At 36.6% G+C, this 15,733-nt stretch carries 13 protein-coding genes and 2 pseudogenes; 4 read left to right on the top strand and 11 right to left on the bottom strand.

The genetic code is table 11. The features are described from left to right. Nucleotides 1–139: 139 nt before the first annotated feature. The 3 genes from EC501_RS16495 to EC501_RS16485 all read right to left on the bottom strand — a co-directional run bounded on the left by EC501_RS16495 (nucleotide 140) and on the right by EC501_RS16485 (nucleotide 3,208). On the bottom strand, nucleotides 140–643 hold the full coding sequence (locus tag EC501_RS16495; protein WP_122973441.1) for an acyl-CoA thioesterase: 504 nt from the start codon (nucleotides 641–643) through the stop codon (nucleotides 140–142). A 93-nt stretch (nucleotides 644–736) separates the two neighbouring features. Further along, nucleotides 737–2,164, bottom strand: a complete 1,428-nt coding sequence (locus EC501_RS16490; RefSeq protein WP_122973440.1) for an aldehyde dehydrogenase family protein — start codon at nucleotides 2,162–2,164, stop codon at nucleotides 737–739. A gap of 75 nt (nucleotides 2,165–2,239) precedes the next feature. Further along, entirely contained in the window at nucleotides 2,240–3,208 is a 969-nt protein-coding gene (locus EC501_RS16485) for a DUF4003 family protein (RefSeq protein ID WP_122973439.1), read from the bottom strand. Nucleotides 3,209–3,392: 184 nt separating this feature from the next. Here EC501_RS16485 and EC501_RS16480 point away from each other — a divergent pair. Then, nucleotides 3,393–4,604, top strand: a pseudogene (locus EC501_RS16480) (IS3 family transposase). Between the two features lie 66 nt (nucleotides 4,605–4,670). On the opposite strand, the gene EC501_RS16475 reads toward EC501_RS16480, so the two are convergent. Continuing rightward, nucleotides 4,671–5,024 carry a DUF779 domain-containing protein gene (locus EC501_RS16475; protein WP_122973438.1) on the bottom strand — a complete coding sequence of 118 codons (354 nt, stop codon included), beginning with the start codon at nucleotides 5,022–5,024 and terminating at the stop codon, nucleotides 4,671–4,673. A gap of 28 nt (nucleotides 5,025–5,052) precedes the next feature. Beyond that, nucleotides 5,053–6,573, bottom strand: a complete 1,521-nt coding sequence (gene adh / locus EC501_RS16470) for an aldehyde dehydrogenase (protein ID WP_122973443.1) — start codon at nucleotides 6,571–6,573, stop codon at nucleotides 5,053–5,055. Nucleotides 6,574–6,915: 342 nt separating this feature from the next. Here adh and rluF point away from each other — a divergent pair, with 342 nt between their 5' ends. After that, nucleotides 6,916–7,620: a 23S rRNA pseudouridine(2604) synthase RluF gene (gene rluF, locus EC501_RS16465; RefSeq protein WP_122973437.1), complete on the top strand. Its 705-nt coding sequence runs from the start codon at nucleotides 6,916–6,918 to the stop codon at nucleotides 7,618–7,620. A gap of 66 nt (nucleotides 7,621–7,686) precedes the next feature. On the opposite strand, the gene EC501_RS16460 is transcribed toward rluF, so the two are convergent. From EC501_RS16460 to EC501_RS16440, 5 genes are all read right to left on the bottom strand, one after another. Then, the gene (locus EC501_RS16460) at nucleotides 7,687–8,394 is read right to left on the bottom strand and encodes an ABC transporter ATP-binding protein (protein ID WP_122973436.1); all 708 of its coding nucleotides are present in this window, start codon (nucleotides 8,392–8,394) and stop codon (nucleotides 7,687–7,689) included. Beyond that, nucleotides 8,394–9,173 (bottom strand): ABC transporter ATP-binding protein, encoded by a 780-nt coding sequence (locus EC501_RS16455; RefSeq protein WP_122973435.1) that lies wholly within the window; start codon nucleotides 9,171–9,173, stop codon nucleotides 8,394–8,396. The genes EC501_RS16460 and EC501_RS16455 overlap by 1 nt, the downstream gene beginning before the upstream one ends. Continuing rightward, on the bottom strand, nucleotides 9,170–10,108 hold the full coding sequence (locus tag EC501_RS16450; RefSeq protein WP_122973434.1) for a branched-chain amino acid ABC transporter permease: 939 nt from the start codon (nucleotides 10,106–10,108) through the stop codon (nucleotides 9,170–9,172). Before EC501_RS16450 ends, EC501_RS16455 begins: the two co-directional genes overlap by 4 nt. An 11-nt stretch (nucleotides 10,109–10,119) precedes the next feature. Continuing rightward, nucleotides 10,120–10,995, bottom strand: a complete 876-nt coding sequence (locus EC501_RS16445; RefSeq protein ID WP_122973433.1) for a branched-chain amino acid ABC transporter permease — start codon at nucleotides 10,993–10,995, stop codon at nucleotides 10,120–10,122. A gap of 153 nt (nucleotides 10,996–11,148) precedes the next feature. Further along, nucleotides 11,149–12,357: an ABC transporter substrate-binding protein gene (locus EC501_RS16440; protein ID WP_122973432.1), complete on the bottom strand. Its 1,209-nt coding sequence runs from the start codon at nucleotides 12,355–12,357 to the stop codon at nucleotides 11,149–11,151. A gap of 616 nt (nucleotides 12,358–12,973) precedes the next feature. On the opposite strand from EC501_RS16440, the gene psiE reads away from it, so the two are divergent. Both psiE and EC501_RS16430 read left to right on the top strand, forming a co-directional pair. Then, nucleotides 12,974–13,429, top strand: coding sequence for a phosphate-starvation-inducible protein PsiE (psiE, locus tag EC501_RS16435; RefSeq protein WP_241559383.1), 456 nt, complete (start codon nucleotides 12,974–12,976; stop codon nucleotides 13,427–13,429). Between the two features lie 100 nt (nucleotides 13,430–13,529). After that, entirely contained in the window at nucleotides 13,530–14,789 is a 1,260-nt protein-coding gene (locus EC501_RS16430; protein ID WP_122973431.1) for a PLL family lectin, read from the top strand. Nucleotides 14,790–14,902: 113 nt separating this feature from the next. Here the strand turns inward: EC501_RS16430 and EC501_RS16425 are convergent. Then, nucleotides 14,903–15,733: pseudogene (locus EC501_RS16425) on the bottom strand (transposase); the annotation flags it as partial.

Raw genomic sequence — 15,733 nt, 5'->3', positions numbered from 1 at the left:
AATCATTACCGAGGTCAATGGAACTTAAAAAAGATGACGCCTGCACAATACAGTCACCATCTTCTTCAAGTTGCTTAAAAGCCTTTTTTAAAAATGTCCTTTACAAAGGGTACACTTTATATAAGAAGGTCCTGTTTTTTTATTCATTTTCTAAAAGCAGTCGACGCTTTTGTGTACTTTCCTTTTTTGCTTGACGTAATTGCCTGCGAGTATGTCCTGTTTCAAACAGTTGCTTCTCCCTTTCCGTTTCTGGGTAAACACTAGGTACCGGGATAGGTTTCCCTTCCTTATTAACGGCGACCATGGTCACAAAGGATTCAGTCGTTAATTTTTCTACCCCTGTTTTAATATTTCGTGACATTACTCGAACGTAAACTTCCATTGAAGATCGTCCTGTGGAAGTTACCATTGCTTCTAGTTCTAGAATATCACCTGCATAAGCCGGAGAGATAAAATCAACGGAATCAAAGGATGCTGTCACCACTTCAGATCGTGCATGTTTCATAGAGGTAATGGCTGCTATTTCATCGATATAAGCTAATACTCTTCCACCAAAAATAGATTGATGATGATTCGTATCAGGTGGTAAAACTAAGTGTGTTTGAAAAGAACGAGAATGACTCATCGGCACTGCATTGCTCATGATAAACCCTCCATAGTTACTACTCTCTTGATGTTAATATTTGATAACCTAATTTCATTTTACCCTAAAAAAACGAAAGTCGAGAACTATTATTTAAATGGTTGTTTTAATTGTGATGAATTTCAATTCGGTCATTTCATCAATCGCAAATTTAACCCCTTCTCTACCGTAGCCACTACTTTTTACACCACCATAAGGCATATTATCAACTCGGAAAGTTGGAATATCATTGATTACAACTGTACCAGCTTCTATTTCATCAGCAGCTTTCATCGCATCCGTTAAAACATTCGTATAGATTCCAGCATTTAAACCAAAATCGGATTCATTCACTAATGCAATCGCCTCATCTAATGTTTGATAAGGTACAATGGAAACGATTGGTGCAAAGGTTTCTTGACAAACAATTTTCATATCCGGTTGAACATTCGTCATAACTGTCGGCGTTAATGTTCGCTGTGTAAATTCTCCGCCTGTCGCAACAACAGCTCCTGCAGCTTTCGCCTCTTCAATCCATTGTTTGATACGTTCTACTTCGTTAGGATTAATCATTGCACTCACATCTGTTGATGGATCTAGAGGATCTCCTAATTTCAACTTCTTCGTTTCTTCAACAAAAGCAGTCGTAAATTGTTCATATATCGATTCGTGTACATATACTCGTTGTAACGAAATACAAACTTGCCCTGAAAATCCAAAGGCCCCACCGACACATCGAGAAACTACCTTTTCAATTGGCGTACTAGGTTCAACAATAAGTGCTGAATTTGAACCTAGTTCTAATGTCACCTTACGCAATCCGACTTTTTCTTTTATTTTAAGTCCAACAGCACTACTACCAGTAAACGTCACTTTTTTCACAAGGGGATGTGTTACTAATGTATCACTTAACTCTCCCCCTGACCCTGTAACAATTTGTAATGCCCCATCTGGTAAACCAGCTTCTTTAAAGATCTCTGCCATAACTAATGCACTTAAAGGTGTTTGAGTAGCTGGCTTCAACACTACTGTATTCCCTACGGCAAAGGCAGGTCCTAATTTGTGAGAAACTAAGTTGAAAGGGAAATTAAAGGGTGTAATCGCCGAAACGACACCAATTGGAACCCGTTTCGTATAGCCGATTCGATCCTTTGTTCCTGGTGCAGCATCAAGGGGAACCGTTTCACCCATTGATTGTTTTGCTGCTTCTGCTGAAAATTGATACGTTGAAATCGTACGATCAATTTCAATTAATGCCGTCGTTAAAGGCTTTCCAGCTTCAGAAGCTAGAATTTTTGCAAGTTCCTCTTTACGACCGCGCATAATGTCTACCACTTTATATAAAATTTCTGCCCTCTCATAAGCAGTCGTCTTTTTAAAAGATTGAAAGGCTTTATGAGCACCTTCAATTGCTCGTTCTACATCCTCTACAGAAGCTTTCGCCACTTCTGCAATAGTTTCCCCTGAATAAGGAGCTGTTAACGCGTAAACATCGTTAGCATCTGTCCAAACACCATTTATCCATAATTTTGTTTTTTCCATAGATACCACTCTCCTCATCGTTATAACCCCATTGTAACACTGTTCGGTAATATCCACTTCTTCTAAAGTTTGTAGTTAATTTAAAAAATCCACTACATCTGATAAGCCAGGCGGCAAAAATCCAACCAAATCTACAAGAATGTCTGCGATATCTAACAGTCCAGTAAGATCCGATAAAGGCGTCATTTCAATTAATTCTTGTATTTCAAGGACATCTTGAATCACCTTTTTTATAGCGATAATAAGGGCGTATGATTTATTACTTTTCAACTCTTTTATCTCTATAAATTGATGATGTAATGAGACAATCGCATCTACTTTCGACTCATTTGTAGCAGCTAGAGCTAATACACCTAAATATGGATAATGAATCCTTTTCACTTTAATATCCCGTTTTAATAATTCTTCCCGTAATTGTACGACATATTGCAATAAGACTTCATTATAGTCGGAACTATAGACAGTCAAAATTTGGGCTAACCCTTGAAGAGGATTCCCCATCGTAAAATGATTTTCTCTTAATTCGTTATAGTATTTTACAATGGTGTCTGCTTGCGCTTTCGGTTGTTCGTTCATATCTGAAGATAAATACACTACAAATGGAACATCTTCATTAGACGTTAAAATCCGTTGTTGACGATTCAATTCATCAAACAATTGTTTTGCCCTAATGGCATGTTCCCTATCATCTTCCTGTAAAAAAAGAGCACCTAAAGCGCGGTGGTGGGTATTTTTAAATTTAGCTTCTTTTAACAATTGATTTTTCTTTATGAATGATTGAATTGTTTCATCCATATTGTTTTGTTGTGAAAATTGAATGGCCAATTTATACTTCATTTTCAAATCAAGGCGTACCGAGGAGGATTTTGTTTTTTCCTCGATTTCGTCAATTATTTTTTGTAAGATTACCCCACTAAATTCTTTTTTTGAAAATGTATATGTACTTGCAAGAAACATCGTCAGTTGTGGGTCCTGACCCCCTGTATAATTAAAAACCCGATGATAGTTATCTATAAATGCTTTTATAAATTGTTCGTCACTCATTTTTAATCACTCCTTACCTTTTATACGAGATGAGATGAAAATTCGTTTCAAAAATGAAAAGACCTCTTGCTAAATTCTTTGATATGCTCCCCTTCGGGTAGACAGATAACAAATAAAATCTGTTTACCTAGGGAGAGTCTTTTTTATGACTAGAATTAAACATTCCAGAGAATAAAAATTAGCTATATTAACTCAACTTGAAAATGGAATTTATTCAGTAAATGAAATCGCATCTATGTTTAATGTTAATCAGGAGACGATAAGGATTTGGAGAGAGAAATACGAAGCTTTAGGAGCAGAAGGTCTAGAAAATGCCAAAAGCTGGAAACCATATTCGAAAATGTTAAAGGAAGCAGCTATTCAGGATTATCTATCATTATTCATTGAGAGAAGTGACAAGAAAGTATGAGATATCTAGTAAATCTGTTTTGAGACAATGGATTAAAAAGTATAATGGTCATAGAGAAATGAAAGATACGGGGAAAGGAACATCCAGCCCATTTTTAAAAAAGTTAGAGGAAGTCGAAAGGAGGCGACGTTAAGTCAAATTCAATCAATGGACAAGTATACGACTATTCAAGAATTACATACTAAAGAGAAATTTTCTGTTTCGCTCCTCTGTAAAATTGCAGGAATTGCACGTTCAGCTTATTATAATGGCTAAATCGAACACCTACTGCTAGAGAACGTGAAAATGAAAAAATCATCAAAGAAATGAAAGCTCTTTACAAGCAAGTTGAAGGGATTTATGGTTACCGCCGTATGAAGCTAAATTTGAACCGTAGGTTTAACAAGCATTATAATCACAAACGAATCTATCGCTTAATGAAGGTAGCTGGATTACAATCCGTTATTCGTAGAAAACGGAAACGTTATATTCGTTCGACTCCCCAACATGTTGCAGAGAATTTATTAAATCGTGAATTTACTTCAAATAAACCTAATCAAAAATGGGTGACTGATGTAACAGAGTTGAAATACGGTTGTACAAAGAAAGCCTATTTAAGTGCTATTTTAGACCTTTATGATGGTTCAATTATTAGTTACGTATTAGGACATTCAAACAATAATGATTTGGTATTACGACGTTAGATCAGGCAATCGCTACCTTACATAATGAACATCCGTTAATTCATAGTGATCGAGGGTATCAATATATATCACATGGATTTAAGAGAAGAATTGATGAGGCGAAGATGACACATAGTATATCACGCGTAGGGAGATGTATTGATAATGGACCAATGGAGTCATTTTGGGGAACATTAAAGTGCGAGAAGTATTATTTATATAAATTTGATGCGTTTGACGAATTAAGTAATTTTATAATCACAAAAGATACCAAGAACGATTAAACGGCTTAAGCCCTATGGAGTATAGGACCCAAGCCACTTAATTCTATTTTTATTATTTCCACTGTCTACTTGACAGGGGGCAGTTCATTTAGCAAAAGGTCTATCCTTTATTTTAATTGGGCTAATTCCTCAGCATTAAATGCCCTAGATTTAGTTAAGAACCGTTTTCCTTCGACTCCTTCTAATGAAAACATACCACCGCGACCGTCCACAACATCAATAATGAGTTGTGTATGCTTCCAATAATCGAATTGATTTTTATGCATGTAAAACTTCACTCCACCAATTTCACCGAGCAACACATCGGCATTTCCAATGATTAAATCCCCTTCAGGGTAACACATTGGGGAAGAACCATCACAGCAACCACCCGATTGATGGAACATTATCGGTCCATGTTTCGCTTTTAACTTTTCAATTAATTCAAGGGCAGCATCTGTAGCGATTACACGTTCAACCACATGAAATCCCCTTTCAAAGTTAAATGGTTTAGAAGAAGCCAAGCTTATTCGGGCTATAGCTAACAAGCAAGTTTTTCGTTTGTTGATAGTGCTCCAACATCATTAAGTGATTTTCTCGACCTACACCAGACATTTTATAACCACCGAATGCTGCGTGAGCAGGATAATCATGGTAGCAGTTCGTCCATACACGACCAGCCTCTATTGAGCGACCAATACGGTAAGCTGTGTTAATGTCACGAGTCCAAACTCCTGCTCCTAAACCGTAAAGTGTGTCATTAGCGATTTCCAACGCCTCTTCCTTCGTTTTGAAAGTTGTAACAGCTACTACTGGTCCAAATATTTCTTCTTGGAAAATACGCATGCTGTTATCTCCTTTAAATACAGTAGGTTTTACGTAATAACCATCCGTAAAGTCTTCCCCTAGTTGATTACGTTCTCCACCAATTAATACTTCTGCTCCTTCTTGTTTACCGATATCGATATACGATAAAATTTTCTCCATTTGTTCAGAAGAGGCTTGAGCACCCATCATTGTATTTGGATCTAACGGGTTACCCGTTTTAATTGCTTCTACACGTTTTAATGCTCGTTCCATAAACTTCTCATAAATGGATTCTTGAATTAATGCGCGGGAAGGACAAGTACATACTTCGCCTTGGTTTAACGCAAATAATACAAATCCTTCAATCGCTTTATCTAAAAACTCATCATCTGCTTCCATCACATCTTCAAAGAAAATATTTGGTGATTTACCACCTAATTCAAGGGTAACGGGAATAATATTTTGGGATGCATATTGCATAATTAAACGACCAGTTGTCGTTTCACCAGTAAAGGCAATTTTCCCGATTCGTGGGTTAGATGCTAAAGGTTTTCCAGCCTCTAAACCAAAGCCATTAACAATATTTAATACACCAGGTGGTAATAAATCTTCTATTAATTCCATTAATACCATGATGGATGCAGGAGTTTGCTCAGCTGGCTTTAATACGACACAGTTTCCTGCTGCTAACGCTGGTGCAAGTTTCCAGCAAGCCATTAAAAGTGGGAAGTTCCAAGGGATAATTTGACCTACTACTCCAATAGGTTCATGGAAATGGTAAGCTACTGTATCGTCATTAATTTGGCTAATGCCACCTTCTTGCGCTCGAATTGCCCCCGCAAAGTAACGGAAATGGTCAATTGCTAACGGCAAATCTGCATTTAATGTTTCTCGTACAGCTTTACCATTTTCCCAAGTTTCAGCGACAGCTAACATTTCTAAATTTTCTTCCATACGGTCAGCAATTTTATTTAAAATTTTTGCGCGTTCTGCAACGGATGTTTTCCCCCATGCTTCCTTCGCTGCATGAGCTGCATCAAGAGCAAGTTCGATATCTTCTTCTGTTGAACGTGCTACTTGTGTAAATACTTTTCCCGTAACAGGCGTTATATTTTCAAAGTATTGACCTTTGACTGGTGGCGTCCATTCTCCTCCGATAAAGTTATCATACTTGTCTTTGAAATTTACAATTGCTCCTTCTGTGTTTGGAAATGCATAAGCCAATGTTAGTACGCTCATTTTTAATTTCTCCCCTTCATTATGATATCTTTAAAGCCAATACCCTTTCGTGCTGACTTCCCCCATTTATCAAAAGGTATTACTAATTTATATGACGGTTATTCTAAAAATAGAACTGGAAAAATAGATTTTTTTATAAAATAAATAGAATAATTTTAAATCGACGAATTTTATTTAATAAGTACGTTGCTAATTGTATGATAGAGAAGTTTATTAACATGGAAACGGGCAAAAATAGATATGGATAAGAGTTGAAAAGTAGTATTCGTTTTATTCAAAAAAGCGTTGTTATTGTATACTTAAGTTATTACATTTATAGGAGACTTTATGAGAATAAATAAATTTTTAAGCGAAACAGGCGTTGTTTCTCGTCGTGGTGCAGATAAATGGATTGAAGAAGGTAGAATTACGATTAACGGTGAACTGGCTACAATAGGTAGTCAAGTTCAGGACGGGGATGTCGTTTGCGTTGATGGGAAACCTGTCAAAAAAGAAGAAGAATTAGTATATATTGCATTAAATAAACCCGTTGGCATTACTAGTACAACAGAAAAACATGTGAAAGGTAATGTCGTTGACTTCGTTGGACATTCAAAACGCATTTTCCATATTGGTCGACTAGATAAGGAATCGGAAGGGTTACTACTGCTAACCAATGATGGTGATATCGTAAACGAAATTTTACGTGCCGAAAATCATCACGAAAAAGAATATGTTGTACAAGTGGACCAACCAATTACAACATCCTTTTTAAAACAAATGGCATCAGGTGTTGAGATTTTAGATACAAAAACATTACCTTGTAAAGTTGAAAAAGTATCATCCCATGTATTTAAAATTATTTTGGAGCAAGGTTTAAATCGTCAAATTCGTCGAATGTGTTCAGCCCTTGGTTATTCCGTAAAACGATTACAGCGAATTCGAATTATGAATATCCATCTTGGCAATTTAAAGGTTGGCCAGTGGAGAGACTTAACAGAAAAAGAAAAGGTAGAGCTATTTCAACTATTAAACTACACACCTAAAAAATAAAAACAAAAGGCAGAAATGTTTTACTTTTCAACATTTCTGCCTTTTCCATTAATCAAATACCGTCGGTTATAATGCTCCGAGATAAGCAGCTTTAACTTGTTCACTTTCTTGAAGCTCTTTCGCTGTCCCCGATAAAACGATTTTACCTGTTTCAATAACATAAGCACGATCAGCAATTGATAATGCCATATTCGCATTTTGTTCTACTAATAATACTGTTGTTCCTTGCTGATTAACCATTTGAATAATTTCAAAAATTTGTTTCACAATTAAAGGTGCTAGCCCCATGGATGGCTCATCTAGTAATAACAATTTCGGTTTTGCCATTAGAGCTCGACCCATCGCTAACATTTGCTGTTCCCCACCAGACAACGTCCCTGATTGTTGTTTACGGCGTTCTCCTAATATAGGAAATAGTTCATAAACATTGGCTATATCCTTTTTAATGCTATCACGATCTTTGCGTAAATAAGCACCTAATTCAAGATTTTCCTCTACCGTCATATTCGAAAAGACTCTTCGTCCTTCTGGAACATGAGAAATGCCACTTTTTACGATGGATTGTGCTTGTTTCCCATTAATTTGTTGAGAAAGATAAGAAATTGTCCCACTTTTTGGTTTTAATAGACCTGATAATGTTTTTAATAATGTTGATTTACCAGCACCATTTGCACCAATCAACGTTACAATTTCACTCTCTTTTACTTCAATGGAGACATCTTTTAATGCATGAATATTTCCATAAAATACATCAATGTTGTTTACTTTAAGCATTATTCAATGACCTCCTCTCCCAAATAGGCTTCAATTACCTTTGGATTGTTACGAATTTCTTCCGGTGTTCCATCCGCGATTAATTGACCGTGATCTAATACGTAAATACGCTCACAAATTCCCATTACTAAATGCATATCATGTTCGATTAACAAAATTGTCAAATCAAATTCTTTTCGGATAAAAGCAATCAGCTCCATTAAATCGTGAGTTTCTTGAGGATTCATCCCCGCAGCTGGTTCATCTAATAACAGGAGTTGAGGTTTTGCTGCAAGGGCCCGGGCAATTTCCAGTCTCCGTTGCATCCCATAAGGTAAATTCTTTGCTAATTCATCCTTATAAACATCTAATCCAAATATTTTTAAAAACTCAATCGATTCTTTATCCATCTTTTCTTCCCCTTTAAAATGACTAGGTAATCGAAAGATAGATGAGAGAATGGAATGCTTCGCTAAATTGTGGTTTGCCACTTTCACGTTATCTAAAACCGTTAAATCTTTAAATAAACGAATATTTTGGAATGTACGGCTAATACCTAATTTTGTTACTTGATAAGGTTTTAGCCCCTTCAAATTTTTCCCGTCAAAGGTAATGACCCCTTCCGTCGGCTGATACACTCCCGTTAACATATTAAAAGTTGTCGTTTTCCCAGCTCCATTAGGGCCAATTAAACCGACTAACTCTCCCGTATTCAAATGCATATTTACATTGTGTACTGCTTTAAGGCCACCGAACTGAATTCCTACATTATCTACTTGTAAAAGAAGGTTACTCGTCATACTTTAGAACCTCCCTTTTTACCAAATTTAAATAAGTGGGTAATTTCCTTTGTACCCATTAATCCCGTAGGACGATATAACATCACTAAAATTAAAACTAAAGAATAAATAATCATACGCGTTTCAGGGAAGTTCGATAAATAAGCCGAAACAATCGTTAAAAAGATTGCTGCGATAACAGACCCCGAAAGACTTCCTAAACCACCTAATACAACGTAAATTAAAATATCAAAGGACTTTAAGAAATTAAATGTTGTCGGTTGAATAATAAAGAAGTTATGGGAATAAATCGCACCAGCAAGCCCAGCGAATATAGCACCGATTGTAAAAGCAACAACTTTATAGTAGGTTGTGTTTATTCCCATAGCATCAGCTGCAATTTCATCTTCTCGAATAGAAATAGCTCCTCGACCATGTCTTGAATTTGTAAAATTCGAAATAACTAATATTGTAAGAACTACACCAACGAAGGCGTATGTCCACGTTGTCATATTCGTCACGACCATACCTGCCGCTCCGCCTACGTAATCAATATTTAGGAAGACAATTCGAATAATCTCAGCAAAACCAAGGGTTGCGATTGCCAAATAGTCTCCTTTAAGTCGTAGCGTTGGAATTCCTACTAGTAACCCGGCTAATCCTGCTGCTACCGCACCAATAATTAATGCTACGGTGAATGGTAACCCTAAGTTCATTGTCGCAATGGCACTGAAGTAAGCTCCCACTGCCATAAAACCAGCATGTCCGATGGAGAATTGCCCTGTAATTCCTATTACAATATGCAAACTAACAGCTAGCATAATATTTATACACATTTGGATTAATATATTTTGATAATATAAATCTAACGATCCACCTGAAATCATAACTTGTACAATTGTATAGATTACTAGCGCAAAAATAATATAAACCCAAAAGGCTTTTGATTTTTTCATATACCAGTCACCTACACTTTCTCTCGGGTATTTTTACCGAATAGACCCGATGGTTTTAAAATGAGTATTAAAATTAAAATGATGAAAGCTGCTGCATCGCGCCATAACGAAAAACCGAAAGCACTAACAACCGTTTCAACTACACCTAAAACTAAACCGCCAACCATTGCACCAGGAATATTTCCGATACCACCAAGTACCGCTGCGATAAAGGCCTTTAATCCTGGTAAAACCCCCATTAATGGTTCGATTCTCGTGTAATAAGCCCCGAAAATAACCCCTGCTGCACCAGCTAGAGCCGATCCAATGGCAAAGGTTGCTGATATCGTATTATCAACGTTAATTCCCATTAATCGTGCAGCATCAGCATCCAAAGATACAGCTCGCATCGCTTTTCCGATTTTGGTTTTATGTACAATAAATTGCAATAAAATCATTAAAATGATCGTAACAACTAAAATTAAAATAGATTTAGAGCTAATACTTACTCCAAAAATGTCAATTGATGTATTCGGCAATACTTCAGGATACGCTTCCGGTGATGCTCCTCGGAAGAAAATCATTGTATATTCAATTAAGAAGGACACACCGATTGCAGTAATAAGGGCTGCAATTCGTGTTGCACTTCGTAATCGTTTATACGCTACTCGTTCAATAATGACACCAATAATTGCACAAAGTACCATCGAAATGATAAGTGCTGGAAGGAACCCTACGTCCCATCTTGTAATGGCAAAAAAGCCGATAAAAGCCCCTAACATGAACACATCACCATGAGCAAAGTTAATGAGCTTTATGATACCGTATACCATCGTATATCCTAATGCGATTAGTGCATAGATACTACCAACTGATATACCATTCACTAACTGTTGAATCCATTCCATGAGATCTCACTCCTTTTTCCATTTTAAGTAAGGCTTTTATTCGTTCGTAAAAACGAAAAGCGAATTTATAAAATGGCCATTTAATTAAATTTCTTTAGTGATAAAAAGGGAGGCCAGTTCGCCCCCCTTTGTTTTATCGTTATAAACGCAATATTACGGATTAACTTTAGAGTTGAACTTTTGTTCACCGTCTACATATTCTAGAACTGTTGCGGATTTAACTGGGTTGTGTTTTTCGTCAACTGAGAATGTACCTGTAATTAAACTTAAATCTTTTGTTTCAGCTAAAGCTTTTTGAATTGCTTCGCCATCTGTTGAATCTGCACGTTCGATCGCATCTTTAATGAAGTAAACTGTGTCATAACCAAGGGCATGGAATGCGTTTGGCGATTCATTATTTTTCCCTTCAAATGCTTTTACGAATCCTTGAATTGTTTCATCTGGATCTTGGGATGAATAGTGGTTTGTAATGAATGTGTTGTTTAGAGCTTCGCTACCAGCGAGTTCTACTAGAGTTGGGGAATCCCATCCGTCAGCACCCATAAGTGGTGCTTCGATACCTAACTCACGAGCTTGTTTTACGATTAACCCTACTTCTTCATAATATCCAGGGATAAAGATGAAATCTGGGTTGGCAGATTTTATACGAGTTAAAGTAGAATTAAAGTCTGTATCATCGGCTACATAAGCTTCTTCTGCTACAACAGTTCCACCGTTCGCTTCAATTTGCTCTTTAAATGATGCAGCTAGACCTTTTGCATAGTCAGATGCGTTGTCCGCATAAATTGCCACATTTTTAGCACCTAATTCTTGCGTTGCGAAATTCGCTGCAACGATTCCTTGGAATGGGTCAATAAAGCATGTACGGAATACGAATTCGTTAATCGAACCATCTTCATTTTCTGTTACGTTTGGCGCAGTACCAGATGCAGAAACCGTTGGAATTTTATATTTATTGGCAATTTGAGTTGTTGCAATTACGTTACCAGAAGTTGCTGGAGCGATCATTGCGACCACTTTTTCTTGTGTTGCCAATTTAACTGCAGCGTTCGTCGCTTCAGCGTTATCAGATTTGTTATCTACTTTTACTAGCTCTATTTTCTTTCCATCAATACCACCAGCTTCATTGATTTCCTCTACAGCTAGTTCAGCACCTTGTCCAATTGATGAGCCATAAGAAGCGACTGAACCTGAAAGTTCTAAGTTGGCACCGATTTTAATTACATCACTATTTTCTTCCGATGAATTTCCAGTTGATGAAGTCCCTTGCTCATTAGAGCTACAAGCTGCTAGCGCCCCAACGATTAAAGATGAAGCTAGAAATACCGATGCAAATCTCTTTAACTTTCTCTTTTCTGCCATTTATTTCTCCCCCTAAATTGTTTCATAGTCTATTTTTTTACTAATTATAATATTCAGAATTCTTAACATCAATAGTTAATCAAAATATTCTGAATAATATAGCTGTTTCATTAGTCTTCTTCGATATATTTGACTTTCTGATTGTAAAACATTCTTTTTATTTAGTCTAGTGTGATTTTTTAGTAAATTTTGATTTTTATGATTTTATTTGTATAATAGATATAAATTTATACTTTATTAATATAAAAATAGAATTTCAGTTTATAGACTTATATTTATTTATATTACGGATAATTAATATTTTCTTATCCATCCTTCCACATAGACCAACTGTAAGTTATTAGTGACTAAACTTCGATAATTTTGTTATCTCTATCTCATGCCCAATCATTCCACCTATGTATTACACCATCTCATGTTTATATAAGATATTCCATTTTAAATGTAAATATGCTCTATATAAAATGAACTCGGTTGTCCGTTTCCCTATTTAGTGGAACTAAAATAAAACCTATCATTTTGAAGCTCCTATCTTCATAGACTATTTGACAACAGTTGGTTTTTCAAAATAGCAATTTCCAACTTCTAAACGCTTAAAAATGTAAAAAAGGAGGGCTTGAAAATAAAAAAGTTTGAATGGAATGTATCGGTTAAAATCATCCCTAAAGTATTACAGTGGTTTTTAAATCTTTGTCTTATCATCCTAACCTTCTTTTTGGCATTTCTTCTAATTAAGAAATTGGTGGATTTTTATAAAATCCTGATGCTAGATGGAGGTAGTGATTACAAGCTCTTCCTCGCTAACATTCTCGTTTTCTTTTTATATTTTGAATTTATTACGATGATTGTAAAATATTTTAAGGAGGACTATCACTTTCCTCTTCGTTATTTCTTATATATAGGTATTACAGCGATGGTAAGACTTGTCATTGTCGATCATGAGCATGCAATAGATACGCTCATTTTTTCATTAATTATTTTAATTTTAATTATTTGTTACTTCATTATTAACATTACCCCTTTAGAACGCCCTTTACGTTCATGGTTTTCAAATAAAAAAGAAGGTAATTAAAACTCCCCGTTTTGTCAGTTCAATTGCCTAACCCGATAATTTTATTCCCATATTTAGTGCATATGCATACACTAATCAAAAACGGAGGATTTTTAACGTCATGTATTATGGATATCCATATTATTATGTTCAGCATGTTCCAATGAGTCCTGTACCCACATACCCTTACCCATCTCCATACGATCAAGCACAAGTCCAATATGTTCAACTTACTGGACGACCAACAGTTCAACAAATTATGCAAACAATTCGCGCCCAAAATAACAATCTTTTTACACAATTAACACAGGCTGGAGTAGACCGTCAGTTAGTGGAAGCAATGTTTTTCTTTGTCGTTAACTTTACAAGAAATCAAGCAAATCTTAACCAATCTGCTAGTCAAATCTACTCGCTATTCCAAAGGGAAACACCTTGGTTTAATTTACTCATTCGCTCAATGAATTTACCTGTCAACACAATTGACCAAGTATTAACAAGAGTTATTGAAATTACTCTTAATATACTTAGAGGTGCGCAACCTGGACCTGGTCCATCCCCGGGCCCTGGTCAAGGTTGGTCCAATTGGGAGAGCCTTGGTGGGACACTTCAAGGAGCTCCTGCTGTTGCTTCTTGGCAACCGAATCGTTTAGATGTTTTTGGAAGAGGAACTGATAATGCCCTTTACCATATTTGGTGGGATGGCACTCGTTGGAGTAGTTGGGAGAACCTTGGCGGTGTTTTAACTTCTCCTCCTGCTGCTGTTTCTTGGGGACCAAATCGAATTGATGTGTTTGTTCGTGGTACTGATAATGCCCTTTACCACAAATGGTGGGACGGCAGCCGATGGAGTGATTGGGAAAGTCTTGGCGGTACTTTAACAAGTGGTCCTGCTGCTTCATCACGACGTTCAAATCAACTCGATGTGTTCGTTAGAGGCGCTAACAACCGACTTTATAAAAGAACGTGGAACGGCACTCGATGGGAAGATTGGGAAGATCTTGGCGGCAATTTAGCTTCTGAACCTACTGCTGTTTCCTGGGGACCAAACCGCATCGATGTTTTTGCTCGAGGACAAAATAATCAATTGATCCACAAATGGTGGGACGGTACAAGATGGAGTGATTGGGAAAACCTTGGCGGTACTTTAACAAGCGCTCCTACCGTTTCTTCCCGTAGATCTAATCGATTGGATGTCTTTATCAGAGGTACTGGTAATCGACTTTATAAACGTTCCTGGAACGGATCTCGTTGGGATAGTTGGGAGTCCATCGGTGGGACGTTAACTAGTGCTCCTGCTGCTGTTTCTTGGGGACCAAATCGAACTGATGTCTTTGCTAGGGGACAAAATAACGACCTTATTCACATTTACCAAGGCCAATAAAAAAAAGAGGCTGGGACATAACTAGCTTCAAATAGTGAGAAAGGTGAATTTGAGGAAACTCAAATTCACCTTTCTCTTTTTTTGTGCGTAAATTCTTCTTTTTCTTTAGTTAATGGCCGTGAATTTTCTTAAATTCACAGCCATTAATGCGAGGCCCATTTCGTTTTCTACCTTCGATTTTCCTCGTACAGAAAATCGAGTGAAACGCAAATTAGCCTTCAAGAATCCAAAAACTGGTTCCACATCGATTTTGCGTCTTCGATAAATGGCACTTGTTTTCTCTTCTGAAAGCTTTGCTCTTACATATTCTTTTTGCTGTTCCCATTTTTCATTCACCTGTAGTTTTCGATTGTTGCCTTCTTTTGCTTTGGTACAGGATAAACGGAATGGGCATCCCGAACAGTTTTCACACTCGTAAATCTTAAGCTTCCGTTGGAAGCCTGTACGGTCATTACGAACAGAATAATATTGAAATTCAAGACGTTTTTTATTTGGACAGGTATATGTATCTGTTTCTTCATCATACGTCCAGTTGTCGGGATTAAATATGTTTTGTTTATACTTTTTCTTTTGTTCTTTCAAATACTTACTATAAGTAATAAGAGCTTCTCGTTTTCTGTTTGAAAGGATATCATGAAAGTTTTGTTCACTACCGTAACCTGCATCTGCGACAATGTGTTTTGGTAATTCAAAATAATGCTGCTCAATCTCATCTAAGAATGGAATTAACGTACGTGTATCTGTTGGATTTGTATATATACTATAGGCAAGCGTATATTGACCTTCCGTTGCGATTTGTACATTATATCCAGCTTTTAATTGTCCGTTTTGCATATAATCATCTTTCATTCGCATAAACGTCGCATCTGAATCTGTCTTAGAATAGCTATTGCGTGTACCAAAGATTTCAAAGTCTCTTTCGTATTTTTGTTTACGTAGGACAA

This window comes from Lysinibacillus halotolerans, from assembly GCF_003711845.1.
Classification (GTDB): Bacteria; Bacillota; Bacilli; order Bacillales_A; family Planococcaceae; genus Ureibacillus; species Ureibacillus halotolerans.
Note: the sequence above shows the minus strand (reverse complement) of the source record. Positions and strands in the feature narration are given on the sequence as shown.

What these genes read in the sequence shown, in the direction of transcription:
- EC501_RS16485 (WP_122973439.1), bottom strand. Translation starts at nt 3,208, where the DNA reads ATGAGTGACGAACAATTTATAAAAGCATTTATAGATAACTATCATCGG.
- EC501_RS16440 (WP_122973432.1), bottom strand. Translation starts at nt 12,357, where the DNA reads ATGGCAGAAAAGAGAAAGTTAAAGAGATTTGCATCGGTATTTCTAGCT.
- EC501_RS16450 (WP_122973434.1), bottom strand. Translation starts at nt 10,108, where the DNA reads ATGAAAAAATCAAAAGCCTTTTGGGTTTATATTATTTTTGCGCTAGTA.
- rluF (WP_122973437.1), top strand. Translation starts at nt 6,916, where the DNA reads ATGAGAATAAATAAATTTTTAAGCGAAACAGGCGTTGTTTCTCGTCGT.
- EC501_RS16455 (WP_122973435.1), bottom strand. Translation starts at nt 9,173, where the DNA reads ATGACGAGTAACCTTCTTTTACAAGTAGATAATGTAGGAATTCAGTTC.
- EC501_RS16430 (WP_122973431.1), top strand. Translation starts at nt 13,530, where the DNA reads ATGTATTATGGATATCCATATTATTATGTTCAGCATGTTCCAATGAGT.
- EC501_RS16460 (WP_122973436.1), bottom strand. Translation starts at nt 8,394, where the DNA reads ATGCTTAAAGTAAACAACATTGATGTATTTTATGGAAATATTCATGCA.
- EC501_RS16495 (WP_122973441.1), bottom strand. Translation starts at nt 643, where the DNA reads ATGAGCAATGCAGTGCCGATGAGTCATTCTCGTTCTTTTCAAACACAC.
- EC501_RS16445 (WP_122973433.1), bottom strand. Translation starts at nt 10,995, where the DNA reads ATGGAATGGATTCAACAGTTAGTGAATGGTATATCAGTTGGTAGTATC.
- EC501_RS16490 (WP_122973440.1), bottom strand. Translation starts at nt 2,164, where the DNA reads ATGGAAAAAACAAAATTATGGATAAATGGTGTTTGGACAGATGCTAAC.